At 54.1% G+C, this 23,597-nt stretch carries 22 protein-coding genes; 8 read left to right on the top strand and 14 right to left on the bottom strand.

Features of this window, described 5'->3' with window-relative positions; translation table 11 throughout:
* The first annotated feature begins 4 nt into the window (after positions 1-4).
* A complete protein-coding gene (locus F1728_RS13850; protein ID WP_155364606.1) occupies positions 5-1,399 on the top strand; it encodes a DUF1501 domain-containing protein in 1,395 nt (464 codons plus the stop codon).
* A 93-nt stretch (positions 1,400-1,492) separates the two neighbouring features.
* Here F1728_RS13850 and F1728_RS13845 read toward each other — a convergent pair whose 3' ends face one another.
* Positions 1,493-3,403 (bottom strand): hybrid sensor histidine kinase/response regulator, encoded by a 1,911-nt coding sequence (locus F1728_RS13845; protein WP_155364605.1) that lies wholly within the window; start codon positions 3,401-3,403, stop codon positions 1,493-1,495.
* 325 nt (positions 3,404-3,728) lie between these two features.
* Between F1728_RS13845 and F1728_RS13840 the strand changes: the two genes are divergently transcribed.
* The gene (locus tag F1728_RS13840; protein ID WP_155364604.1) at positions 3,729-4,013 is read left to right on the top strand and encodes an antibiotic biosynthesis monooxygenase family protein; all 285 of its coding nucleotides are present in this window, start codon (positions 3,729-3,731) and stop codon (positions 4,011-4,013) included.
* Positions 4,014-4,157: 144 nt separating this feature from the next.
* On the opposite strand, the gene F1728_RS13835 is transcribed toward F1728_RS13840, so the two are convergent.
* Positions 4,158-4,493: a hypothetical protein gene (locus F1728_RS13835; RefSeq protein WP_155364603.1), complete on the bottom strand. Its 336-nt coding sequence runs from the start codon at positions 4,491-4,493 to the stop codon at positions 4,158-4,160.
* Positions 4,494-5,036: 543 nt separating this feature from the next.
* On the opposite strand from F1728_RS13835, the gene F1728_RS13830 reads away from it, so the two are divergent.
* Complete coding sequence (locus F1728_RS13830; RefSeq protein WP_194242815.1) at positions 5,037-6,353, top strand: glycosyltransferase family 87 protein; 1,317 nt, start codon at positions 5,037-5,039, stop codon at positions 6,351-6,353.
* 23 nt (positions 6,354-6,376) lie between these two features.
* Here the strand turns inward: F1728_RS13830 and F1728_RS13825 are convergent, their stop codons facing one another.
* Complete coding sequence (locus F1728_RS13825) at positions 6,377-8,584, bottom strand: right-handed parallel beta-helix repeat-containing protein (RefSeq protein WP_155364601.1); 2,208 nt, start codon at positions 8,582-8,584, stop codon at positions 6,377-6,379.
* 136 nt (positions 8,585-8,720) lie between these two features.
* Entirely contained in the window at positions 8,721-9,050 is a 330-nt protein-coding gene (locus F1728_RS13820; protein ID WP_155364600.1) for a hypothetical protein, read from the bottom strand.
* Positions 9,051-9,329: 279 nt separating this feature from the next.
* Here F1728_RS13820 and F1728_RS13815 point away from each other — a divergent pair, with 279 nt between their 5' ends.
* Together F1728_RS13815 and F1728_RS13810 are read left to right on the top strand one after the other, a co-directional pair.
* Positions 9,330-10,409: a formylglycine-generating enzyme family protein gene (locus F1728_RS13815; protein WP_155364599.1), complete on the top strand. Its 1,080-nt coding sequence runs from the start codon at positions 9,330-9,332 to the stop codon at positions 10,407-10,409.
* A 36-nt stretch (positions 10,410-10,445) separates the two neighbouring features.
* Positions 10,446-10,733, top strand: a complete 288-nt coding sequence (locus tag F1728_RS13810; RefSeq protein ID WP_155364598.1) for a ribonuclease toxin immunity protein CdiI — start codon at positions 10,446-10,448, stop codon at positions 10,731-10,733.
* A gap of 71 nt (positions 10,734-10,804) precedes the next feature.
* Here F1728_RS13810 and F1728_RS13805 read toward each other — a convergent pair whose 3' ends face one another.
* The 5 genes from F1728_RS13805 to F1728_RS13785 form a co-directional block, all read right to left on the bottom strand.
* A complete protein-coding gene (locus F1728_RS13805) occupies positions 10,805-11,443 on the bottom strand; it encodes a HEAT repeat domain-containing protein (RefSeq protein ID WP_155364597.1) in 639 nt (212 codons plus the stop codon).
* Entirely contained in the window at positions 11,440-11,928 is a 489-nt protein-coding gene (locus F1728_RS13800; RefSeq protein ID WP_155364596.1) for a metallophosphoesterase family protein, read from the bottom strand. The genes F1728_RS13805 and F1728_RS13800 overlap by 4 nt, the downstream gene beginning before the upstream one ends.
* A complete protein-coding gene (locus F1728_RS13795) occupies positions 11,925-12,071 on the bottom strand; it encodes a DUF2256 domain-containing protein (protein ID WP_155364595.1) in 147 nt (48 codons plus the stop codon). The genes F1728_RS13800 and F1728_RS13795 overlap by 4 nt, the downstream gene beginning before the upstream one ends.
* 128 nt (positions 12,072-12,199) lie before the next feature.
* A complete protein-coding gene (locus F1728_RS13790; protein ID WP_145179700.1) occupies positions 12,200-12,541 on the bottom strand; it encodes a cupin domain-containing protein in 342 nt (113 codons plus the stop codon).
* Positions 12,542-12,635: 94 nt separating this feature from the next.
* The gene (locus tag F1728_RS13785) at positions 12,636-14,162 is read right to left on the bottom strand and encodes a BON domain-containing protein (protein ID WP_194242814.1); all 1,527 of its coding nucleotides are present in this window, start codon (positions 14,160-14,162) and stop codon (positions 12,636-12,638) included.
* Between the two features lie 394 nt (positions 14,163-14,556).
* Here F1728_RS13785 and F1728_RS13780 point away from each other — a divergent pair, with 394 nt between their 5' ends.
* Positions 14,557-15,399: an SGNH/GDSL hydrolase family protein gene (locus tag F1728_RS13780; RefSeq protein ID WP_155364593.1), complete on the top strand. Its 843-nt coding sequence runs from the start codon at positions 14,557-14,559 to the stop codon at positions 15,397-15,399.
* A gap of 27 nt (positions 15,400-15,426) precedes the next feature.
* Positions 15,427-16,950, top strand: a complete 1,524-nt coding sequence (locus F1728_RS13775) for a neutral/alkaline non-lysosomal ceramidase N-terminal domain-containing protein (RefSeq protein ID WP_155364592.1) — start codon at positions 15,427-15,429, stop codon at positions 16,948-16,950.
* A 15-nt stretch (positions 16,951-16,965) separates the two neighbouring features.
* Here the strand turns inward: F1728_RS13775 and F1728_RS13770 are convergent, their stop codons facing one another.
* Both F1728_RS13770 and F1728_RS13765 read right to left on the bottom strand, forming a co-directional pair.
* A complete protein-coding gene (locus tag F1728_RS13770) occupies positions 16,966-18,105 on the bottom strand; it encodes an FAD-dependent oxidoreductase (protein WP_155364591.1) in 1,140 nt (379 codons plus the stop codon).
* 50 nt (positions 18,106-18,155) lie between these two features.
* Complete coding sequence (locus F1728_RS13765; protein WP_155364590.1) at positions 18,156-18,641, bottom strand: DUF4177 domain-containing protein; 486 nt, start codon at positions 18,639-18,641, stop codon at positions 18,156-18,158.
* A gap of 223 nt (positions 18,642-18,864) precedes the next feature.
* Between F1728_RS13765 and F1728_RS13760 the strand changes: the two genes are divergently transcribed.
* A complete protein-coding gene (locus tag F1728_RS13760) occupies positions 18,865-19,365 on the top strand; it encodes a 3-hydroxyacyl-ACP dehydratase FabZ family protein (protein ID WP_155364589.1) in 501 nt (166 codons plus the stop codon).
* Between the two features lie 18 nt (positions 19,366-19,383).
* On the opposite strand, the gene F1728_RS13755 is transcribed toward F1728_RS13760, so the two are convergent.
* From F1728_RS13755 to F1728_RS13745, 3 genes are read right to left on the bottom strand one after another with little or no spacing between them, the layout of a single operon-like run.
* Positions 19,384-21,051: a J domain-containing protein gene (locus tag F1728_RS13755; RefSeq protein ID WP_155364588.1), complete on the bottom strand. Its 1,668-nt coding sequence runs from the start codon at positions 21,049-21,051 to the stop codon at positions 19,384-19,386.
* Between the two features lie 14 nt (positions 21,052-21,065).
* Complete coding sequence (locus tag F1728_RS13750; RefSeq protein ID WP_155364587.1) at positions 21,066-21,761, bottom strand: hypothetical protein; 696 nt, start codon at positions 21,759-21,761, stop codon at positions 21,066-21,068.
* Positions 21,758-23,506, bottom strand: a complete 1,749-nt coding sequence (locus F1728_RS13745) for an Hsp70 family protein (RefSeq protein WP_155364586.1) — start codon at positions 23,504-23,506, stop codon at positions 21,758-21,760. The genes F1728_RS13750 and F1728_RS13745 overlap by 4 nt, the downstream gene beginning before the upstream one ends.
* Positions 23,507-23,597: the final 91 nt, after the last annotated feature.

The raw sequence follows: 23,597 nt of genomic DNA, 5'->3' as shown, positions 1-23,597 counted from the left end.
AATCATGCTTTCATTCTGTGATCACAATCATCGAAACGGTCGGCGGGAATTCCTGCGCGTGGGCGGTCTGGCGCTGGGTGGGTTGACCCTGCCTGGTCTGCTGTCGCTGCAGGCGCAGGCGGCGGGGTCGGGAACGCTGCTGAAGAACAAGTCGGTGATCTTCCTGTTCATGCACGGCGGTCCGAGCCAGATTGAGACGTTCGACCCCAAGATGACCGCGCCGTCTGGCATTCACAGCGTGACAGGTGAGGTGGCGACGAAGATTCCCGGCGTGACGTTCGGAGGGACGTTTCCGAAACTGGCGCAACAGGCCGACCGGATGTCGATTGTCCGCTCTTACCGTTCGGGGGACAGTCGACATGACATCAAACCGATCGTGCATAAAGATACGCTCGATGCCAACCTGGGTGCGCTTTACTCCCGTGTGGTGGGGGCGAATCATCCTGATAACGGAATGCCCACGAGTGCGGTGCTGTATCCGCGTGCTATTGATGAAAAGATGATGCCGGCGATTACCAAGTTCGGCAAATTCGATTCCCCCGGGCAGATGGGAAGTGCGTATGCACCGTTTGTTCCCGGAGCCGGGGGAGACATGCAGTCGAACATGACGCTGTCGATTCCGCAGAATCGCCTGGACGATCGACGCGTGCTGTTAGCGAAACTGGATCGCGCCCGCTGGGCGGCTGAGAAGAGTGACACGTTTGCCGCTTCGTCGGAGTTGCAGCAACAGGCGTTTGATGTGATCCTGGGGGGCGTTTCCAAAGCCTTCGATTTGTCAGAGGAAGACCCAAGAGTTGTGGCCCGCTACGATACGGCGCCGCTGGTTCGTCCTGAAGCGATCAGCAAGCGCTGGAAGAACTATCAGCGGTACATCGATAACGCACAGTCATTAGGAAAACTGCTACTGATGGCGCGACGTCTGTGCGAAGCGGGTTGCGGGTTCGTGACGATCACCACGAATTTTGTGTGGGATATGCACGCGGACAATAACAATGCAGGTGTGGCTGAGGGGATGGACTACATGGGCGTCCCCTTCGATCACGCGGTCTCTGCGTTTCTGGAAGACGTGCACGAGCGGGGCCTGAGCGATGACATTCTGCTGGTCTGCACGGGCGAAATGGGACGGACTCCCAAACTCAACAGCCGCGGCGGTCGCGATCACTGGGGGAACCTGTCGCCTTTGATGCTGAGTGGCGGCGGGCTCAAGATGGGGCAGGTGATTGGTCAGTCAGACCGACACGCCGGCGGTCCGCAGACCGAGCCGATTGAGCGGAAAGACCTGGTGACCAGCATCATGCACACACTGTTCGACCTGGGCGAACTGCGGATTACGCGGGGTGTGCCCAACGAAGTGGTGCAGGTCGCGACGGCCGGTAATGTGATTCCTGGACTGTTCTGAATGACGCTGAGATCGAGGTTGACGCCGCGAAGCGTCTGCATAAGCTGTTCTGATTTCAGGCATGCGGTGTGAGTTACATCACTCCAGCTACGCTCAGCCCCCTTGCAGTACCTGTCTGACTTTGACGGCCAGTTCGTTGCGCGAGAATGGTTTTTTGAGGAAGGAGTTTTCTTCGCTGGTGATGCCTTGTTCGGCCATGATGTGCAAGGTGTAGCCGGACATATACAGTACGTTGAGATTCGGCTGGAGTTTCTGCAACGCGTGATAAAGTTCCTGGCCGTTCATTTCGGGCATGACCACATCGGTGATCAGCAGATTCACAGTTCCCTTAAAATCAAGCATCATCTGGATGGCGTCCCGGGGACTGGTGGCGATGATCACGCGATAGCCAAGCGAGAGCAGGATTTCCCGGCTGATTTTGGCGAGCATCGGTTCGTCATCGATCAACAGGATCATTTCGTTCGTACCGACGGGAGCACGTACAGCGCGTTCGAGGAGAGGGAGCGGTTTTCCATCGCGACGACAGGGGAGGAATATTTCAAACGTCGAGCCACTGCCGGGCTGATTTTCCACGCGGACGAAGCCCTGGTTCTGTTTCACAATTCCTGCGACGGTAGACAGGCCGAGCCCGGTTCCTTTTCCCTGTGGCTTTGTGGTGAAGAAGGGTTCAAAAATGCGAGCCTGTGTGGCCGGGTCTATGCCGGGCCCGGTATCGGATACCGAAAGCATCACAAAATGACCGGGAAGGTAGTCCGGATGTGCTTTACAGAATTCGTGATCGAATTCCCTGTTCTCCGTTTTCAGGGTGATGGTGCCAATTCCGGAAATGGCGTCACTGGCATTCACGCAGAGGTTTGCGAGGATCTGATCGATCTGGGAGGGATCCATTTTGACGATACAGCCGTCCGCTTCCGGTTCCCAGACAAATTCGATTTCCTCAGCAATCAGGCGCTTCAATATGCGCAACATACCTTCAATCGACTGATTGAGTTCAATCAGCCGGGGTTCGGATTCCTCGCGACTGCTGAAGCTCAAAAGTTGCTGAGTCAATTCGGTGGAACGCTCTGCAGCATCGCGAATTTCTGTCAGGTGATGATGGATGGGGTGGTCCGAATCGATGTCGAGCAGCGCCAGTCCGACGTGGCCCTGGATTACGCTCAGCATGTTGTTGAAGTCGTGGGCGATGCCACCGGCGAGCCTGCCGAGGGATTCGATCTTCTGTGCTGCCACCAGTTGTTCGAGCAGATCCTGATTTTCCTGCTCCAGATGTTTGCGGTCGGTGATGTCTTCCGTGAGGACGATAATACCGCCGATGGAATCTCGCGACTCGTACCAGGGCAGGAGGATCCATCGATCCCACTTCACGGATCCATCATGCCGCAGGAAGAGTTCTTCGTCGCGGAGTGTTGCTCCGGAGAGCCCCTGCTGATGGGCAATTCTCCAATGAGTGGGAGTCTCGGGAAAGACTTCATAATGCAAACGGCCCAGGAGACTTTCACAATCGAGTTTGTAATCGTCGATCCAGCGGCGACTGGCAGCCAGATAGCGCATGCTATTGTCGAACAGGGCAACTGCGATTGGCGCATTTTCAATAAAACTGAGCAGGTCTTCGGAACAAAGGTGCTGCTCCATTTCGGCGGCGGGATCGTACAGGACCAGCAGTGCTCCCATGATCCTGCCGGGATGCTCATAGATCGGACTGATGTTGCCACTGATTTGCAGAGGGGAACCTGCTTTTGTGGTGAGGGGAGCCTGGCTGGCAATTACGGCGTGTTCGCCTGTCACCAGGACCATTTCGAGAGTGTTTTGGATTTCAGCTCGGGATTCTGCGGTTGTGAACGCAAATGTTTCGAAGAAATTCTGTCCCAGAATCTGCTGGAGCGCATGTCCGAGCAGTCGTTCCGCAGCGGGGTTGAGCAGCATGATTCGCTGATCACGGTCAACAGCGATCACGGCATCAATCATGTTCTGCAAGACGGCCTGATGCCAGTTCAAGCGACTCATTCAGCGGACCCTTATTTGACTGCAATGATGCAGTTCAGGAAATGAGAAATGACAGAAGTCAGAAGTGAAACTCTTCCCTGAATGTCTGGCAGGTTTTGTGAAGTATATCCAACGAGCTATTCTAGTCAGAGTTGTTTTAAAAGGAATCTATATTTCAGGTCTCTGTAAAGAAAAGATCTGTTTACAAGACGAAGTCTGATAACTTGATCAGAGCACAGAATGGCTGTGTGCGGATGTCTCTGGGAACAACTGAATCGCAGTTGTAGTACCACGACTCCTGCCATACGATGTAAAGAAAATCGCAATTCAAAACCAGGAGGAAACGATGATTACAGTGGGAATGAACTACCAGGTGATTGATGGTAAGCAGGCTGAGTTCGAAGCGAAGTTTGCCGGTGTTCAGCAGGCGCTGCAACAGGCTGAGGGACATACCTCATCCCACTTGTGGCAGGATGTGAGCGACAACGCTTCCTACATGATTACCAGTGAATGGTCCGACGAACAGGCATTCCAGGATTTTATCCACAGCGATGCTTTTCGTGCGGTTACCGACTGGGGTAAGGAAGAGATTCTGTCAGATCGTCCGCGTCATAAAATTTACAAACACTGAGCCCCGGTCCCACTGAATGCCCGTGAGAGATTGAGCTGGACCGGGCTCGCAGGTTGAGAGTACTCAACTGCAGAGAGTGCCTGTAATTTGATTTGGTACATCTAAGAGATGCAAATGAAATGATGTGTGCGTAGAACTGTCAAACTAATCGAAATCGACTTTTTTGATGAGTGACAGCGAATCCGTCTCGGTGACGGTTTCGGTAGCCATTCTCCTATGAAAATCGGTCAGTTGATTGAGCTTGGAAAGGTTAGCGGGATTTTCATCCCAACCCAGGTCCTTAGTGAGCTCGATCATTTCCGTTGTGATGGGATGCCGATCTGCCACGCACTTTCTCTTGACCAGCGGTCTGCCTGAGGCATCTACCTCCACCAGACGGTTAATTCCGATCAGAGAAGCGAACAGAATGACCAGCATTCCGACACAAAAGGTAACAGGACCGATCAGCAACGAATGAAACATCGACACCAGCTTCTTCATGACGATTTCTCCATAAAAAACCGAATAAAGTATGAATATCTGTATGAAATGTCGTCGGATTGTTTGTCGTTTTTAGCTGCTAAATCGTGCCTCAGCTATGAATTGAATCTCCAAAACTGCATGCGCATGCGCTACAAAAGAGGGTGATTTTGAAGCGGTACACACTGAATCGAAAAGGTTCGAGGACAGAACGACGTACTGATGCCCTCATCAGAGAGATGAGCGAATCAAAGATGTACTGAAATGATCTGCCTCTTAGAAATGTTGACTCGAAATATAAATGAAGGGTGTTATGTTCCACTCAGTTTATAATCTGTGATTTTTAATGCAAACTTTTTATTTGATTGCGCTAAAAATATCGGAAATATTCAGTGTCGCTCATTTCTGCACCTGATAGGGAACACCCGTCAGCTGATTTTTATCGCAACGACGAGGCTAATTCCTCATTGTGCAGATTCGATTTTCTCCTCTATCTGAGAGGAAGGGCATTAGTATATAAATCACTCGATCAGGGCAAGACGATTCTTCAACAAGGAGGTGAATTTGATCAGAGATCTGTTTGACAGACATAACAAAATCTGGCGTGCCGCGTTTATCGTACTGGCTGTGATTGTCTCCGTCATTCAGTTCCTGCGAATTGCCCGTCGCCCTCCCGGTGATTTTCCCTTGCATTGGACTTCGGGACATTTCATCGCCACTGGTCAGTTCCTTTATACCCGCAACATCAATTACCCGTATCCCCCGTTCTGGGGTTTCGTCCATTCCACACTGGCATGGATTCCGATGGAGACCGCGTACCTGCTGGTCTACCCCCTGTTCTTTGTAGCGCTGTATGTACTCGTTCGCGTTTTGAACCGTTTGAGCGAAGTGCATTTTCCGTTGGGGAAAAACGAACTGTTCTGGTTGGTCACAGTCGCGATTCTGCTCTCGAGCCGGTACCTGATTCGAGACATGCTGGAATGCGGTGTGAATCTGGCACTGGTGGCTGCTGCCTGGCTGGCCGTTTATCTCTGGCGTGAAAAGAAGGAGCTGCAGGGGAGCTTGATTCTGGGATTCGCGATGGCGCTGAAATGTACGCCTTCCTTATTCTGGGTCTGGTTCATTCTCAAGCGGGAATGGAAGATGGCCGGGTTGACTTTCCTGGCAGCGGCCTGCTTTACATTATCTCCCATGCTCAAACTGGGGTATGCCGAATACGATCGCACAGTGCGGCACTGGGTATTTAACGTGATGCACGGTGTTAAGGAAAAAGATCCTTCCAAAGGAATTGCCGGCCCGGTTCCAATCGCGAATATGTCTTTGCGAATCACGCTTGCCCGTTACCTGATGCATTTCCCCAAAGAGCATGAAGGGCGGATGAAAACGCCATTGTATGTGGACTTTCTGAATCTGCCTCCGGTGACGGCAGGACGGATCATCTCGCTGAGTATGCTGGTGTTTCTGATTTTTATTGCCTGGCTGTTCCGCAGGCATTACGACGACCGTTCGGATGAACGCATTCTCTGGGAATGTGCGGTACTGTCGATCCTGATCCTGTTATATTCGCCGGTCACCTGGGGACAGCATTGCGTGGGGATATTTCCGGGTGTCTATTTGCTGATCCGCTCTTCCATGAGTCAGGAGCATTTTACAAAGCCGCTCAAGGTCGGCATCGGGCTTTTTGTGTTCCTGGTGCTGATTTTGAACCGCGCATTTATCGGCAAGTTCTATAGTGAGCTGCTGGGAACTTACCATACCTCTACGTTTCTGTTTCTCGGCATCATCGGTTTTCTGCTTAGTCGCCATTTTCGTGTGACCCGGGAGAAAACAGCAGAAGCCGCGCTGCAACCGGCGCAAGAGAATGAACCGGTTACCGCTTGAACATTTATGTATCGGGAGAGGTCTTACTCTGGCAGTTTGCGTCGATAGTCATCCAGATAAAGCCCGATTTTGTCAAAGGGAATCGGCTCAAAACCGATCTCTTTCGTCAGCAGGGAGGGATCCTGGTGCAGTTCCCATTTGCCTTGTGAATTTTCTGTCAGGCCCAGTGGAATGGGTTTGTCAGGGGTCCCGCTCAGGTTGGTGAAGCCTTTGAGATCGTTGGTCATGGCGATACCCCGTGATGTGCCACGCGTATTCACGGCGAGATTATTTTCCATGTCGAACTTGTCAAGCAGCTTCTTTACGTTACCGTCCAGATGTGCGACTTCCTTTGAGCAGTCCACGAACACATTCCGAAGGATCGGATTATAGAGCGGTTCACGAGGTGAGTCCTGCATGATTTTAGCGAGGTGGGGATAGCGTTCGCTCCAGGGAGGGCTCTGGTAGTTCATTGCTTCCGCCTTCTTTTCGAGCTGCCAGCTTGGTTCATTGGGATTGTTCCACTGTTTCCAGGTCATGCCACGGGAATCGACGTGCAGGCCGATAGGACAGTCGAGGATCAGGTTATTCAGAATGGGGTTATCGCGACCACCGCCAATCATGATGGCCCGGCCGGTCTGGTAGAACACGTTGCCTTCCACCCTGTCGCCGCTGTCGCAATCATCCAGGTAGACGCCCATCGTGTTGACATGCTCTGCGTCGCCGCCTCCGAGGTGGTGGATGAAGTTGTGTCGCAGGATGTTTCCCTGGCTGGTCCAGTCGCGACCGGTATAAAAGGCGCCCGAGTCACCCGTCTCCATGACGACGCGGTAGATTTCATTCCGTTCGAACAGGTTCTCATTACCGCCATACAGGACCGCGTTATGAGGGGCATCGTGAATACAGTTGTTCTGAACGATCTGCCCGCAACCATTCGCATAGATGCCCGGGGCATAGGTTCGCTGGAAGAGTCCGTAATGATGGATGTGGTTATTGATCGCGCGATTGTCGGCGCGTGTGAGCTGTTTACGGTCGCCTCCATACAAGGCGATGCCGCGTGTTCCCAGGTGATACAGATCGCAGCTGCGGATCGTATTCTGCTTACCATTCACGGAGATACCGCCACTGGCCAGGTTCGCGACCACACACCCGGCCAGTTCAATGCCGGTGGTGTTCTTCAGCGAGACCCCTTCCGAATGACCGTACTCCAGGTTCAGGTTCTCAAAGCGGACGTGCTGCGTGTCCTGCAGTTTGAGCAGGGGCTGTGTCAACGTCGCCAGGACGATCGAGGTCGCTTGCTGATTTTGCTCAGGATAGAAATAAAGCTGCTTCTGCCTGCGATCGAGATACCATTCGCCGGGTGCGTCCAGTTCCTCCAGAACGTTAAGCGCGAAGAAGCGACGTGATTTGGATCCCCACGTGCCACCCATGATGCCGTAATTATGAGGGGCTGCCAGACGGATTGTTTTCTGCTTTGCATCATAGTCGGCGATCCGGATGACTTCGTCGCTCCAGTCATGAGTCCAGTAACCGAGCAGCCAGACGCCATCCTTCAGGTTCCAGCGGGCGGGCCGGGGATCATCAAAGATGAACGCACCGGGGTGCAGTTTGCGTTGTTCCGGATCCTCGGCTTTGGGGTCGGGCAGCCCTTTGTCAACGACTTTGGAAAAGGAAGCCCAGCCACCATGGTCCGCAGCGGCATTCGGCCAGCGGGCGAGCGTCATCGGTGCGCCGTTCACATACAGCCAGGGACCGACGGGGACACCCCGGTAGGAACGTTTGAGTTCCGCGAACGAACCGGCAGCGATAGACGATAGATCACAGACCCGGACTTTGTCGCGGGCGGAAGCAGGCAGCCGTTTTAGAATGGCAGCGTCGGTGACCGGCTGAAACGATGCGGGATCGAGACTGACGCCCCCCTGGATCAGTGTCTGGCCCTGGTGAGTCGCACGAAAGACAATCGGTGCCTCGGCGGTGCCGCTATCTGTCTTATTGAATTCCAACGATTTAGTGATTTGATAAACACCGGGCTGAATATGGACTGTTGCACCGGCTCCCACTTTCAGCTGACCATTCTGACGAGACCGGCGGATCGCATCGCGTGCCTGCTCGATCTGACGAAACGGCTTTGCTTGACTGCCATCGCCCCCGGGACCAGCATCGGCTTTGACATACAAATTGAGATCTGCCTGCGTCCGGCAAGTCAGACAACAGACCATCAGACTGGTGAGAAAGAATCGAAACACGTTCATTGAGGAACCTGAGGTTGGTAACAAGTGGGAAGGTAGTTTGCGTGACTGCGTTAGCACAGCACGACCTGCCTCGAATATAGGAAGCGGCCCGACCAGCGTCAATTAACCATGGAATAGGTACAGACAGCCTGTCGGATCACCAGGGTTGAAACTGCATTTCTGAGAAATCATTCAGATCGATCTGGGTGGGTAAGTCAGCGACCAGCGCGCTCACTTCACTGAGCGGGATGTATTTTCCGTAACTTCCCTGCTTGTCTGGAATCGGAATTTCCATCCAGATCGTATCGCCGTTGCGGAGGAATTGCAGTGTGGTATTGTGATCGTCGATCAGACCGAAGAAATCCTCGTCACCCTGCAGGAGTTCCAGGATCCGATCGGCGGCGACAGACAGATCCATCTCACAGGCTTCTTCCGCGCTGAGTGTCTCATTGGTTTTATAACAGCAATAGAAAGCTCGATACCCCATAAAACCTCCGGTCGCGATCACATCAACAGACCAATCATCCTGGCAGGATGAGACAGCCACTCATGGTACTACACAGAGTGGATCTGTCAAACCGGGTATCACATCGTCGCCGTACCAGTAACCATCCTGTTTTTTCTGAAGACTCATTGGCATCACTTTCATCGAATCGGGAGATCGGCCAAAAAAATATTGTTGATCTGCCGGTTGCGATTCCTTATGGTAAATGATCGGAGATTTCCTGCCTGCTCGCTTAGCCTACCTTAACAAGGAACCCGCCTGATGAGAATCACAAATGTGCTGCGTCTGCTGTTGTTATCTGGAGTCATTTTCAATGTCGTTCTGCCCGCGAAATCATCCGCCGCTGATCCACCAGCGCAGGGCAATTCAAAACAGATTGATCTGGGAGCAGACGTTTCACTGGAGGTCCTGTATATTCCGCCGGGCAAGTTCATGATGGGCAGTACTCCGGAGGAAAAAGCCTGGGCAACAGGGATTGAAGGGGGTGCGACACCGGGCACCGTGCGCGAGTCCTACGAAGGAGAAAAGCCACGTCCGATGCAGGTCAAAGACGGTTTCTGGATGGGACGGACCGAGGTCAGCGTCGGCCAGTTCAAACGCTTTGTCGAAGAGAGTGGCTACGTGACCGATGCCGAGAAGCCGGATGGAGAAACGCAGGTCTTTGATCCCAACTGGAAGATTACGGCTAAAGCGCCGCCGCACCCCTGGATTTCGGTAAAAGGCAAAAGCTGGCGTGACCCGGGTTTCGGATTTCCACTGCGCGACTGCTATCCGGTCGTCTGTGTGAGCTGGAACGACGGCCGTGCGTTCTGCAAATGGCTGACCGAGCGAGAACGTAAAGCGGGCCGCCTGCCGGAAGGTCTGGAGTACCGCCTGCCCACCGAAGCCGAGTGGGCATATGCCTGTCGGGGGGGAAGCACCGAGAGTCACTATTTCTGGTGGGGCGATGATCTGCGGGATGGCGAAGGTCGCCTGAATATCTCCGCCGTCGATTTTCTACCCGGACGCAACAAAATCTGGCCGCTGGCGAATGCCCCGTGGAGTGATGGCTTCGCGTTTGTCTCTCCCGTCGACCATTATGGCGAGATGGGACGCAACGGTTTCGGACTGGCCGACATGTGTGGCGGCGTCTGGGAAATCGTCCTCGATCATTTCGATCCCACGGGAGGCCATGAAGAAGTTTATTTAGTGGACCAGAATCGCCGCCCGGTCTGCCGGGGTGGGAATTACTACGACGTGCCCGGCAATGCCCGCTGCGCCGTCCGCCTGGGACTCAAGAGCGATTATTATTCCGATTCCCGCGACGGCTTTCGTATCTGCCTGGGCGTACCCCGGGGCTGAGTTATCTACCTGCCATTTGCTGGATAGGAGCAGAGGATGCCTATAAGAATTCAGTTACAGGATCCGCTGTTTCCTGTCCAGACATTTTTTAATGCGATCGGTGACCATGAATTCTGGGACATAATTCATGGTCTCAAGAACCGGGTCAGTTATGGTTTGGATGTTTGTTTCTGTGAATTTCCTGAGTCTCTGGAATTTGATGAAGAGCCTTTCGAAGGTGTGCGTTTCTGCATCTATGAGGAAGAGGTCATTATCACAGAAGCAGAATTCGAAAAGCTGCTTCAGAAGCTGGCCACCATTCAGGTCTGTCGGTTTCCCGATTAGGTTGATTTGTATCAAGCGTATTTTGTTCCTGATAAGACTTGACGATTAAGGTCATAGAAACCACGCTGCCCTTACTGCTCCTGAGCCATGTCACACTTCTCCAGAAACGTTTTGAGATTTTTCACAGCGCAATTATCAGGGTCTGCTATTTCTGCTGTTTCGAGTGCAGGCTTCAACTGCTCACGGATCGTGCAAAGCTCTGTTGAGACCTCAATTCCGCGGCCAATGCGAATCAGCAGCAACTCTCTGGCTTCAAAGCGGATGGCTTCGCTCTGGTGGTTCATCAGTTCCAGCACGGTGTGATCGACCTCAGTTGAAGTATTAAAGACCTGCCGGAGTGTGCTTATTGCGTGTAGTCGTACCTTGAGGCTTTTGTCATGGAGCGCCAGGTTACAAATTGCGGTAATCAGTGGCTGACTGCTTTCCTGGTGAGAACCAATATAGGCACCAGTTGCACTGACGGTGATAAATCGGGTGTTGGCATTTTGATGAGCCAGGTATTCCTGTAGTAACGGAATCGCCTCTGGGCCTGCTGAGCAACTCGTATCATAGGCCATTCTTTCCAATTGATTCTGTAGTTCAAGTCGCAGAATCCAACTGGAGGGTGCCAGATGCCAGAACAGAAACAATGCCACAGGGGTACCGATGATCAACAGCAGGCAACCCAGTCCGCTGCGATTATATTTGAGGTAGAATTTTGATGGTTTCATCGGGGTACCTCGATCCACTGCAGATCGTCGGTTGCCAGATCGAGTGTGGCGACGGTGAAGACTTTCGCCCGGAACAGGGCGCCGGGGTTGATGCGGCGAGTGGTGCCTTCATGGAAGTCGTGATTCTGGTGCGAATGGCCGGTGAGCAGGTAATCGGGCTCGGCAGCCAGCAGAGGTTTCAGATCACGGCTGATATGACCGTGCACCAGGGCAATGCGTCTTTTTGCCAGTTTGACTTCGCCGCCCCAGCGCAGACAATGAATGTCCTGTCCCTGTGCCGCTTGTTCGAGTTGAGGGACAGAGTCGGCGTCGTGATTGCCAAAGGTGAAATAGAAGGGGAGCACCGCACAGGCAGAGACGATTTCGGGTGTCGCCAGGTCGCCACAATGAAACAGCGCCTCGGCACCCGCTTCCTGCAGCAGCGCGACGGCGCGTTCGGTCCGCTCCAGGTGATTGTGTGAGTCTGAGAGGATGCCGATTTTCACTCTGTCTGTCCTCGGTCACGTCGACAGCGCGTGCTGCAGTACTTGACTTCCTCCCAGACACGGGCCCACTTTTTACGCCAGGTAAAAGGCCGCCCGCAGGCGGCGCAGCGCTTTTGTGGCAGCTCTGACTTGCGGTGTGTCATGGGTAAAGGCCCCCGTTTCCAGAATTGATGATCTTACTGGATTCTAGGGTGCACCCCATGTTCAGACCAGTCGAAATATCAGACGGGGCCATCATCGCAGTCGAATTCAGACTGCTATCGTACAGAGGCTATTTACTGTCACGATCATGCACATGAGCCGGTGGAGCTGTGGCCTCGACTGCGACGAACGGTTCCAGGATCCGATAGCGGTGAACCGCATGTTTCGGCACCAGCCAGCTTTCGCCCGGATTGAGCAGCAGCTTCTGATCTTCCAGTTCCAGTTCAGCCGTCCCTTTGATGACGAATCCGACGACTTCATAATCCCGGCTCATCGGTTGCGGGTCGACCGATCCAGGTGATTCTTCCCAGAGTCGCATCGAAACCGAAACTCCGGAAGCCAGGTATTTCTGTCCCATCGTTCCTTCGGGTGAATGGGCTGAGTCTACTTTTTTGACAGTGGTATCATTCATTTCTGAATTCCTTTCTGCTGAAATGGGTGTGAGCCACGCCAGATGCTGACGCGGCTCACTGAAAGTGAAACGGTATTGTAAAGTGGCTCTGAAATTAGTCGCTATTCACTACCAGTTCGTTATCAACGAGCAGGGCGCCTCCTTCGTAAGCATTTTCGGTGGAAGCTCTTCTTTCGCTCCAGGAACTGACCTGCCCTTTGAGTGTCGCGATACCGTCGTCCACGGAGACCTTAATCTTCTCGGAACTGACGAACGGGCTCCACCAGAGTTCATCTTCAATTTCGTTTTTGATTTCCTTATCCGACTGGTAAGGTGACCTGCGGTCATATCGTACGAGAGCATCCTGATCGATGAAGAGATCATCAATGTAGGGATCGGAAACGTAGGGCCGCTGTTCCGCGACACTCAGGAAGTTCCTGACATCGACGACGCCGGGAACCCGTGACGCCAGATCGTCGGCGCGGTCCTTCTCATACTGCGAGTCGACCTTCCCATACAGGTAAGCGGTGTCATTCAGGACGGTGACAGTAATGTCGAAACGTTCGATATAGGGATCGCGATAGAAGGCGTCGCGGACGTCCGCGGCGATAGCCGAGTCTTCACGGTTCTGATTGAATCTCGTTTTCAGCCGATTTTCCACATAGCTGACGCCCACCGTATTTTTCGCATCGCGGGCGGCTGCACGACGGGCTTTGAGGTTGTCGACCGTTCCCCGCAGGGTGACTGTTCGGCCTGTTACCTCGACATCGACGTTGAAGAATTTCACACGCGGATCTCTCAGTAAAGCATCCTGCACTGCGCTGCTGATTTCTTCTTCTGTTTTACTCACAAACTTATCGCCGCGCAGTTTTTCTTCACGTATCCAGGGATCAACTTCCAGGTGCTCTGTATCCACGTCGTCCACGCCTGCGACCCAGGCATCGGCTTTCGCCATCCGCACTTCCGCAGCGCTACCGACGACCCCTGCGAGCTTTACCTGACCCTGATCGACGGTGACCGTAATCATGTGGTCATTAATCTGTGAATCCCAGCGGAGGGTTTCCTGCACTTCTTCTTCAATTTCCTGGTCTGGACGTTCATCCTTGTAAAAGACGTGAATCTCTTCCTGCAGATCAACAACACCGCGTACTCCCTGGGCCACCTTCCTAACCAGATCCAGTTCCTGATACGATTCCACTTTGCCCGTCAGCTTTACAGCGCCTTCATTCACGCGGACATCAATCTCCCGGGCTTCCGTTGCTGGATCGGTACGCAGCGCTGTCTTGATATCTTTTTTGATTGCGTCATCCGTCCGCAGCGGCGAGGGTTTGACTTCAATCCGATTGACCACGGCCCGAACCCCTTTGACGGTTTCAGCAATCCGCACTGCTCGCTCTTTGGCCAGGATGTTATTGACCTGACCGGAGAGCGTGACGATGCCATCTTCGGTCTGGATGTCGAGCCTGGTCGAGACCACACCCGGGTCGAGTAGCATTTCATCACTGATTTTGTCACTGATGGTCTGGTTGGTCATTTCGGGCTCTGCCTGGACCTCGCGATGAGGAATACATCCCAAGAGTAGCACTAGCGTCGTCAGAACACAGAGCCAGGTTCTTCGACATTGAGAGGTAAGTAAAACCATTGCTGCCTCCTTTTTCATGAGAGTTAATTCGTTTCATTGATTCTGGTGAGGAATATCTCAGGCGGTGTCAGCGGTGATATCTGAGGCAAGTGAATCTACCTGAGTATGATTCGGGTGAGGTGCCCGCATTTGTAAATAATTAAGTTACGCAAAACCTATGCCAGTGATGTGCAGAGCAGGGCAGCGTTTGCGTCAAAGTGTTGGCAGTCAGGCAGGTAGAAAAATGTGTGTTTTCTATGAGACACCGTCGCATCTGGATGCTCAGCCCCCGGTTTGCGCGGAGAGCCACCGATCTGTAAATTGATCTTCCCGTCCCCGTAGAGCATAATGAATCAACCAGACAAACGTTTTTTACCTTCCCGCTCAGAATGACCCACCGTACAGGACTCCACTGATGAACCCACCCCGCATTCGTTCCCTGAAATTTCTATTGCCACTGTGCTGCCTGCTCTTGCTGCTTGTGACTTCTGCCCGGGCTGAGCATGAGGGCAAGATTCAAATCCTGCTGCTGGGCGACAGCACAACAGAGGGCAGCATTCCCCGCCGGTTGAAACCGGAAGGACCGCATCTGGAATCGGTCATTGAACAACTGCTGGCCGCGGAAGGTGATCTGCCGGCCTGTCATGTAAGCAACTCCAGCTTGAGCGGCGAATACATCAAGCGGCTCTTTGACTCGGGCCGCTACGATCGGGATGCGGCCAAGCTGCCGGGCGTGGATTATATCTTCATCCGCTATGGGCTGAATGACCGGGCGAAACGGGAAAACTTCACGGAGAATTTCCCCAAAGACTTCCATGCCCTGCTGGACCGTCTGCGCAAAGACCATCCCCAGGCGGTGCTGATTCCCATGACAGTGATTCCGTTCGCCAATGAAGAGGTGAGCAAAGAGATCAACGATCTGATCTTTGGCGTTGCGAAAGCAGAGGGGCTGGAAGTGTTTGACATTTATCCACGGTATGCTGCTGAGCTCAAACAGGGCTTTAACATGCTCAACTACCGCCGATATCCTGTGGAAAAGGTTCCCGAAAAATATCAGGCTCTGGTCAAACCCTTTATCTCGGGAGGCCGGGTGGTCGTGATGGCTAATGAGCTGGATCCGATCCTGGGACATCTGCCCGGCTGGTATTCGGACCGGCACCCGAACCTGGCAGGTTATAATGTGATCGCTGACGAAACCGCGAAATATCTCGCACCCAAACTGCGAGCCCGCAAACCGGCGCAGGAATCAAAACAGTAATTCACCGAGGATCAGAGGAAACCGACGATGCGAATTTCAATGCCACCTGTTTTAGCCAGCCTGATTCTGCTTGCGGCACTGTTTGTCATGACGACATCCGGTGAGTGCGGGCTCTCCGCGGGAGCAGCCACGGTCGATGTGACGCCGCCTACGTTGCCGGCGATTCAGAACGGGTTGTTTCTGGAACAGAATCAGGACAAAGTCCTGGATCGACTCAAAGCCCGCTGTTTTGTCCTGCAGAATGACCGGGCGGCGATTGCCATCGTCGTCGTCGATTCCTGTATGATTCCCCGCGATGTCTGCGAACGGGCCAAAGTGCTGGCCAGCAAACAGACCGGCATTCCCATTCATCGGATGCTGATCGCCTCCACGCATACGCACTCTGCTCCCAGTGTGATGAACTTTTGCCTGGGCACCCGCAGTGATCCCAGTTACGAGCGTTTCCTGCCTCCGAAACTGGCGCAAGGGATCGCACAGGCATTCGCCAACCTGGAGCCGGCACGCGTCGGCTATACCAGTATTGATGCACCCGAGCATACGCACTGCCGGCGCTGGTTACATGACCCCGAGCAGTACGGTGTCGATCCTTTCGGCGACAAAACGGTCCGGGCAATCATGCATCCGGGCTATCAGAATCCCGCCTTCATCGGCCCCGCCGGTCCCGCAGATACGGAACTGTCTCTGCTCAGTATTCAGTCTGCGGATGGCAAACGACCCATTGGTCTGCTGGCCAATTACTCGATGCACTATTTCGGCGCGCGGGGTGGATTCTCGTCTGATTACTACGGCCGGTTCTGTAACGAGCTGGAACAGAAAATCGGTACAAAAGGAGAGAAGCCGTTCGTGGCCGCCATGTCCCAGGGAACTTCCGGTGATCTGCAGTGGATGAATTATGGAGCGCCCCGTCGCACCGATTACTCGATCGACCAGTATGCCCGCGAACTGGCCGACATCGCCTGGAAAGCGTATCAACAGATCGAGTACGAAAGTTCCGAGTCACAGTTGAAGATGGCGGAATCGTCGCTGCTTATCAAGCGCCGGCTGCCGAACAAGGAGCGGTTGGCCTGGGCAGACAAGTACAACCAGGCGCGGGGCGAACGTCGTCCGAAATCGAAAGAAGAAGTTTATGCGGAACAGGCACAGTGGATTCACGAGCATCCACAGGAGCAGATCGTGCTGCAGGTGATTCGGATCGGCGACCTGGGGATCACGGCGATTCCGAACGAAGTCTACGGGATTACCGGGCTCAAGCTCAAAGCACAGAGTCCGTTCAAGCAGACCTTCAACATGGGGCTGGCCAACGGCGCCGCGGGTTACATTCCGCCTCCCGAACAGCATTACCTGGGAGGCTACACCACCTGGCCCGCCCGCACCGCCGGCCTGGAAGTTCAGGCGGAGCCGCAGATCGTCGACAAACTGCTGCAGTTGATGGAAACCCTGTCGGGTGAAAAACGTAAGCCGTTAACAACCGATTTCTACAATGACCAGCAACGCACGGCGATCAAGAAGGCCCGCGCAGAAGATAATAACCGAGTGAATCGCGGGGAGTGATGTATCCGCCGCCCCTCAGATTGGTTCGTCAAACGCTTTCGCGATCGAACCGGCCAGTTGTTCGAGGGAATAGAATTTCGTGGCGACGTCGCGGATGTGCGAGACGGTGGCGGATTTGATGAACATCATCTTTGCCAGGTGGCGCGAGTCGTTCTGGGTGCTCTCCACGCGATGCTGGCGGCGTTTGACATACAGCGCGAGGGCATGTTCCAGGAACTGCGTATTGGTGCGGGAGAGTTCATCGGCCAGAACTGCTGCAGACTCCATTGCCATTGAAGCTCCAATACCGGCGGTGGGGAGGAAGCCGGCTGCCGCATCACCCAGCAGCACCACGCGGCCGCGGGTCCACTCTTTGGCTCGCACGTCGGAGAGTTTCCAGAAGAAGAGATCGGAATGGTCATCGGGAAGCGACTCCAGGCAGGTCTCGACCAGTTCTCCCATCCCGGCGAACCGGTCTCGAATTCTCTGATTGCGCCCCGGTCCCGGCTGACTGAAGTCGTCGGTCACCGGCGCGCCGGCATAAACGCCCGCGCCTTGAGTTGTGGGGTAGATCCCGAAGAAGCGGCCGGCACCCCAGTGTTCGATGAAGGTTTCCTGCGGCACTTGATCCAGGCCGACCCACCAGACCCAGCCACCCCAGTTAGTGTGGTAATAAGGTTGATCGCCGAAGATCATCTGTCGCACCTTCGAATGAATGCCGTCGGCACCGACGACGAGATCGAATGTCTCAGTCCGGCCATCGCTGAATGCAACGGTTGCCGTCTCGCCGTCATCGTAAAGCGTATCCAGGGTGGTATTGAAACGGAGATCGAGATCGTCGATGGCCGAATGCAGGAGCTTGATCAGCTGGGGACGCGTGCAACTCAGGTTGGGGCCAAAGCGATCCGAGATCGGTGCCATCGACCAGTGCTTGACGAGTTCGCCATGATTATCGCGGACTTCGTAATGTCTGCATTCGAGAGTCTCGGCGGCGAACTGCTCATAGAGACCCAGACCATGCAGCACCCGATAGCCGAGGGGCCAGAGACCCAGCATATAGCCGGCGTGTTCAAAATCTGGGGCGCGCTCGATGAGCGTGGGATGAAAGCCCCGCTGTTTGAGCAGCGCCGCCAGCGTCATCCCCCCGATACCGGCTCCGACGATGAGTATTCGCATGGATTAACTGCTCCGAAAGAGAGAGGAATCGGCCGGTGATTGAAACCGACCTATTTAGCCCGCTTCAAAATCATTTCATATGAGTACGAGTCATTGTAGCCTGAAGCGCGTCTGGCTGTCACAACTTCCCAGCCTTGTTCACCCAGGTCATCGAGTTCCTCAATGATGACGGAGTCTTTCGGGGAAACAATCTTATATTCCCACTGGACTGACGCAGGCATGTTGAGCTGGATACTCAGCAATTGAATGACAAGTATAGCAGCCACCAGTCCAATCAGCACAAATGTAAGTGAATTTGACCTGGAGGCAGACGCTGGTGCTTGGGGGACAGGCGTCTCCTCTTTCACAAAATCCTGAGGAGGTGGAGCGGCACTCGACTCCTTCACCACGGGTTGGGGAGACTGCCGAGGAGGGGCCGGTGGTTTGGCCTGGACCGTTCCCATCGTCTGGCAGCTAAGGCAGCGAGCTTTTTTACCAATATATTCTTCGGGTGTTTCTTCGGTATGTCCGCATTCGGAGCAGATAAAAATAGCCATCAGGATTCCTCTTTGATCTGAAACTCTTATGTGGTTATGAGTTTCAGTTTAGTTATATGTGCACAAGTGATCAAGCACTTTGGTCTGCTGATGTGGATATCCATTCCAATGACATTCGTTTCCCTCCTGCCTCTTTTCTCCACGAATTAAGGGCTTCCCAAAATCAACAAGCTGAGTAGAAATAGTACGTTAAGATCTTACCTCTCCTCAGAAAGTCCGCAGTATGCAAACCTACCGCCACGAATTTTCGTCCGTTGAAGACTACCTGCACCACCGGGCTCCTTACCTGATGGTCGATGGCATCCAGTCGATTTCGGACAGTGAGATTGTCACCTTCCGACGAGTCACAGGTGAAGAGTATTTTCTGCAGGGGCACTTTCCGGGGGCGCCAGTGGTGCCGGGAGCGATGATGCAGGAAATGACCACGCAATCCGCGGGGATTCTCATCGCCGCCCGTTATAATCCCATGCCGGAATATAACACACACGATCCGCATTTTAATGAGTATGCCCTGGGTGTGCTGGTCAAAGTGGAACAGGCCCGCTTCAAAGGTTTCGCCCGCCCCGGGGATCAGCTGGAAATCCGAGTGAATCTGAACGAACGGCTGAGTGGGATCTTCGATTTCCGGGCGACCATTGCTGTCGGGGAAAAGATCATCATGCGGAACCGCTTTCAGCTGACGAACATCGAATCGAGCGTGTTGACCGGTCCGGTGGGGGTGTAGCAGACTGAGTATATCCTCTCAACGACAGGCCGCCAGCAGGCGCTGGGCGGTGGAGTAAAACCAGAGACCGGCATCGTTGCGGACCATGTGGGCTACTTCGCTCATGCCGCGGAACTTTTCCTTGCCGACCTGGGTCCCGTTCAGCCGCTTTAACTCTGCCGCCAGAAAGGGGAGCGGAAACCAGTGTGACTGGTAGAAGGTTAACAGCTGTCGTCGCCACCAGGAGAGGTAGAATTCCTGGGTGACCACGTCTGCGACCAGGTAACTGATGATGAACGTCACGCCGTTAAAGAGCAGCAGGCAGCCTGCGATCAGCAGAATAGCGGAGATCGAGTCCGATTTATTCAACGCAAAGAGCAGACCGATGATAATCGAGACCAGGAAGATCAGCACGAAAGCCAGCGTGGGGATCTTCACCGCTTTGCGATACTCGGCGCCTTCCGTTTCGGCAAACAGTTGGCCGGCCAGACGGTGCGTCTGTTCCGGTAACGTCGCCGGATCATCGGGGGACCATTCGGTGTCGATGCGTTCGGAGACGTCCGCGGCGATCGTCTCCCAGAGGTAGATCACATCTTGGCAACCCCGGCTGGGCACATCGAATTCTTTCAGCAGTTCATCGCGTTGAGAGACCAGCGTCTGCTGACATTCCAGAAATCGGCGGTCCGCCACCTGTTCGCTCTGGGTGCAGTAGTCGATGATCGTTTGATCGATCAGTTTTCTGATCGGTCCACCTTTTAAAAACTCCTCGCGCTGTTCCCGGTAGCTGCGAATCAGAAACAGAAATTCGTATTCGAGTTCGAGCCAGTACGACATCCGCTCGTGGTATTCGTCGATCTGGGCGAGGATCATGCGGATCCAGTCGGGGTCCGCTTTCCAGAGACCCGCTTTGAGCAGATGCACGTAGAACACCAGCATGTGATCGACTTCGTGATCGAGCAGGTTCGCTTCACAGGCCTCCAGCACCTGGCGAAACTGCTGGAAGGGAACTTCCCTGAGCAGACGGTCCCAGGCATTTTCCGTGAGATAATAGAAACGGTCGTTACGAATGACCCGCGCCGTCTCGACCAGCAGCTTGCCCAGCCCCTTTATGGTCTGGTCGGTCAGAAAATACTGGTGCAGCAGTTCAAACAGGGCCGGCTCTTCCGGATGGGCTTTCAGCCCTTTCAGCAGCCAGAACGGGAATGAAAACTCTTCGTCAGAAATCAGGTCCGAAATCAGCGCGAGTGCATAATAATCGTAGGGGGTTTTGTGCGGCAGGGACTTGAGTTCCTCGTAGACCTCCGGCAGCGGTTCCTGCTGGACGCGTTCGTAGAGCTCGGGGAATTCAAGCAGCGGTGCGGATTCCGATTCCTCGTGATCGATGTCTGAGTGAGGCAGGATGGTCTGTTCATCGGAAGGCTCCTGAGCCTGGTTGCCGGGTGCGGGCGGGGCTGACCAGTCAAACTGCGCCTGGGGTGGTAAGCTGCCCGGATTCAGCGTTTCTCCATAGCGGAGCGCGTCGTTCAGTCGTTCGTAAGCTGCCCGGATCCGCTGGAATTCTTCGGGGCATTTCTCCGGCTTAAAGCGTTTGATCAGCGCGTTGTAGCTGCGTTTCAGGTCGCGCACATCGTAGTCGCCGGACAGAGAGAAAAACTGTTCGGGGTCATCCGGTAACAGGTCCCACCGTGGTTCGTCAGATTCGCTCATGCCAGTCTCCGGAATCAGCCAGTGAGAGTTTCAGGAAGATAGAACAGCGCCAGCAGCAGGACCAGACCGATGGAGGCGATGATCAAGGCATACAGGACATTAACCGTACGATTGATAGAAGACCGTTCCCTGCCCGAAACGGCGACCTGATTCAACCAGTATTTTTCCAGTTCATAGAGTTCGGGAAATTGTTTCTGAACGACTTCAGCGATGCGCTGGTAATCGCGTGGTGTATTCAGATCAAGATCGGCCAGCTCTATGCTGGTGGACTCCCCATTACGAGTGCGGAGCCTTTCTGCCTCTTCCGGAGGTGCGACCACCAGTTGCGTGAACTGTTCGTAAAAATTTTCAAAGCAGGCATGGTGCTGTTGCAGACGTGCGAATTCGCCTTTGAGCCGGGCGACCTGTTGCAGGCGACTGACGGAAAAACCCAGTTCGGGAAATTCGTGGACGTCCAGTTTGTCGAGCTGTGCCAGCAGTGATTGCGCATTGACCTGCCAGAAATTTCTGCGGATGGTCTCTAACTTTTGCCGTGCCCGTTGCTTGCGATCAATAAAATTCAGATCCACATCAGCCAGGAATGGGTGTTCCGCCGAATGGGAATTCAGATAGTGGTGCCGCCGTGCCAGAATTTCTTCGGTACAACCCAGGGGGTTCATCTGCAACAGACGGCTGAGATAGTCCTGTTCGCTCTCGCGCGCTGTTGTCATGATTCGCGTTCCCGGCCTTCCTCTTCATCGTAGTGGAATCCCAGGGCTGCCAGGGAGGTTAACAGATTCTGACGTACGGAGTCGAAATATTCGCGATCGCCCGAAGACATCGCATGCTCGAACTGATCGATCATGGATTCCAGATCTTCGCGCTGATACGGGCTGACTTCGCCGATGACCCGCTCCGCAAAGGAGAGCAGATGCTGATTACGTACATCGTCCCGCGGGTAAAATTTGAGGGCCTGCAACTTCTTCACGGCCGACTTGATCTCTTTACTGGAGGAGAGCCGGGCGTGTTGAGTGAGTATGAGCGTTGATTTCTTACCGGTTTCCGGGACGTAGGCTTCGACTTCCAGAATGCCGTTTAAGTCATAGGTGAACCTTAGATGCACGGGTTTGCCCGCTGGTCCGGGGGGAATCCCTTTGACCTCCAGTTTGCCCAGGAAGAGATTGTCCTCGACTTTGCGCGATTCTCCCTGGTAGACACCGACAGCCACGTGACGCTGATTGGGTGAGACGGTATACACCACTTCTTCGCGGGAGACCGGAATGGTGGTGTTGCGATGAATCACGGGCAGGAAATAGCCGTCCACCTTACGCTGGCCAAATTCCTTGATGACCTCCGTTCCCAGCGTGAAGGGACAGATGTCGGTCATCACCATGTCGTCGACGGCCTGGTCATCCTGGATCAACGCTGCCTGCACCGCGGCGCCGAGCGCCACAACTTCGTCCGGGTTATAAGAACAGAGCGGCTCGGTCTCGAAGAAGGAACGCACAAACGAGCGGACGACCTCCATGCGGGTGGCACCGCCGACCAGGATCACGTCTGTGAATTCTTGAGGCGGAATCCGCGAATCCCGAACGGCCCGGGCGATGGGCCGCGAGAGCCGTTTGATTAATGGTTCGCTCAGTTTCTGGAACTGATCCTGTGAAATCGTAATGACCGGAGACTGCTCGGTAATTTCGCCTTGCGCATCAGGGAAACGAATTCTGGCTTCCGAAGCTGTCGAGAAGGCGTGTTTGGCAGCCTCGCATTCCTGCTTGAGTCGTGCGACGAGCAGGGGGGCTTTCATTTCAGCCACTTCCAGTTGCATTTTCTGTGTGCTGAGTGTCCAGGCCAGAATGCGATCGGTAAAGTCTTCGCCACCCAGCATGCTCTCGCCTGCGGTGGAGATGATTTCCAGGGTTCCTTCGAAGACTTCCATCGCGGTGACATCGAAGGTACCGCCGCCGAGGTCGATGACAATCAGTCGCTTGTCGGCCCCTCGATCATGAAAACCATATGTGAGGGCCGCCGCCGTCGGTTCATTGATGATACGCCTGACATTCAGACCGGCCAGCTCTCCCGCCAGCTTGGTGGCATTCCGCTGATGATCGTTGAAATAAGCGGGAACCGTGATGATGGCATCCTCCACCGGGGCTCCCAGGTAGGCTTCCGCATCCTGTTTGAGTGACTGCAGAACCAGGCTCGACATCTCCGGCGCGGTGAAGGTATGCGTGCCGATTTTCACACTCTGCTCGGTCCCCATGAGTCGTTTAAAAACCCAGGCGCAGCGTTCCGGTTGCGTGACCCGCATTTCCTTTGCTGCAGCGCCCACGAGCACGCGATTGTCCTCCGAAACACTGATGACGGAGGGCGTCAGAAACGAGTTAAGGGCATTAGGGATGAGCCTGGGCTGACCATCTTCAAAGACGGCGCACAGGGAATTGGAGGTTCCCAGGTCGATACCAATCATATGTGTCATTGCAAAAGAATCTATCTCGATAGCGTGCTGGAGGCTGCATGTGGATGTTGGAAACAGGATCACTGATTAACAGATTGTAATCTTCCGTTCA

Origin of the sequence: Gimesia benthica, assembly GCF_009720525.1 — a bacterium.
GTDB lineage: Bacteria > Planctomycetota > Planctomycetia > Planctomycetales > Planctomycetaceae > Gimesia > Gimesia benthica.
The sequence above is the reverse complement of the archived record's forward strand: the minus strand, read 5'-3'. Positions and strand labels throughout refer to the sequence as shown.

Bases quoted from the DNA above. Each gene is read 5' to 3' on its own strand.
- F1728_RS13790 (WP_145179700.1), bottom strand. From the start codon at position 12,541: ATGAATGATACCACTGTCAAAAAAGTAGACTCAGCCCATTCACCCGAA.
- F1728_RS13815 (WP_155364599.1), top strand. From the start codon at position 9,330: ATGAGAATCACAAATGTGCTGCGTCTGCTGTTGTTATCTGGAGTCATT.
- F1728_RS13795 (WP_155364595.1), bottom strand. From the start codon at position 12,071: ATGACACACCGCAAGTCAGAGCTGCCACAAAAGCGCTGCGCCGCCTGC.
- F1728_RS13820 (WP_155364600.1), bottom strand. From the start codon at position 9,050: ATGGGGTATCGAGCTTTCTATTGCTGTTATAAAACCAATGAGACACTC.
- F1728_RS13840 (WP_155364604.1), top strand. From the start codon at position 3,729: ATGATTACAGTGGGAATGAACTACCAGGTGATTGATGGTAAGCAGGCT.
- F1728_RS13785 (WP_194242814.1), bottom strand. From the start codon at position 14,162: ATGGTTTTACTTACCTCTCAATGTCGAAGAACCTGGCTCTGTGTTCTG.
- F1728_RS13750 (WP_155364587.1), bottom strand. From the start codon at position 21,761: ATGACAACAGCGCGCGAGAGCGAACAGGACTATCTCAGCCGTCTGTTG.
- F1728_RS13845 (WP_155364605.1), bottom strand. From the start codon at position 3,403: ATGAGTCGCTTGAACTGGCATCAGGCCGTCTTGCAGAACATGATTGAT.
- F1728_RS13835 (WP_155364603.1), bottom strand. From the start codon at position 4,493: ATGAAGAAGCTGGTGTCGATGTTTCATTCGTTGCTGATCGGTCCTGTT.
- F1728_RS13765 (WP_155364590.1), bottom strand. From the start codon at position 18,641: ATGGCTATTTTTATCTGCTCCGAATGCGGACATACCGAAGAAACACCC.
- F1728_RS13780 (WP_155364593.1), top strand. From the start codon at position 14,557: ATGAACCCACCCCGCATTCGTTCCCTGAAATTTCTATTGCCACTGTGC.
- F1728_RS13805 (WP_155364597.1), bottom strand. From the start codon at position 11,443: ATGAAACCATCAAAATTCTACCTCAAATATAATCGCAGCGGACTGGGT.
- F1728_RS13825 (WP_155364601.1), bottom strand. From the start codon at position 8,584: ATGAACGTGTTTCGATTCTTTCTCACCAGTCTGATGGTCTGTTGTCTG.
- F1728_RS13745 (WP_155364586.1), bottom strand. From the start codon at position 23,506: ATGACACATATGATTGGTATCGACCTGGGAACCTCCAATTCCCTGTGC.
- F1728_RS13760 (WP_155364589.1), top strand. From the start codon at position 18,865: ATGCAAACCTACCGCCACGAATTTTCGTCCGTTGAAGACTACCTGCAC.
- F1728_RS13850 (WP_155364606.1), top strand. From the start codon at position 5: ATGCTTTCATTCTGTGATCACAATCATCGAAACGGTCGGCGGGAATTC.
- F1728_RS13770 (WP_155364591.1), bottom strand. From the start codon at position 18,105: ATGCGAATACTCATCGTCGGAGCCGGTATCGGGGGGATGACGCTGGCG.
- F1728_RS13755 (WP_155364588.1), bottom strand. From the start codon at position 21,051: ATGAGCGAATCTGACGAACCACGGTGGGACCTGTTACCGGATGACCCC.
- F1728_RS13810 (WP_155364598.1), top strand. From the start codon at position 10,446: ATGCCTATAAGAATTCAGTTACAGGATCCGCTGTTTCCTGTCCAGACA.
- F1728_RS13775 (WP_155364592.1), top strand. From the start codon at position 15,427: ATGCGAATTTCAATGCCACCTGTTTTAGCCAGCCTGATTCTGCTTGCG.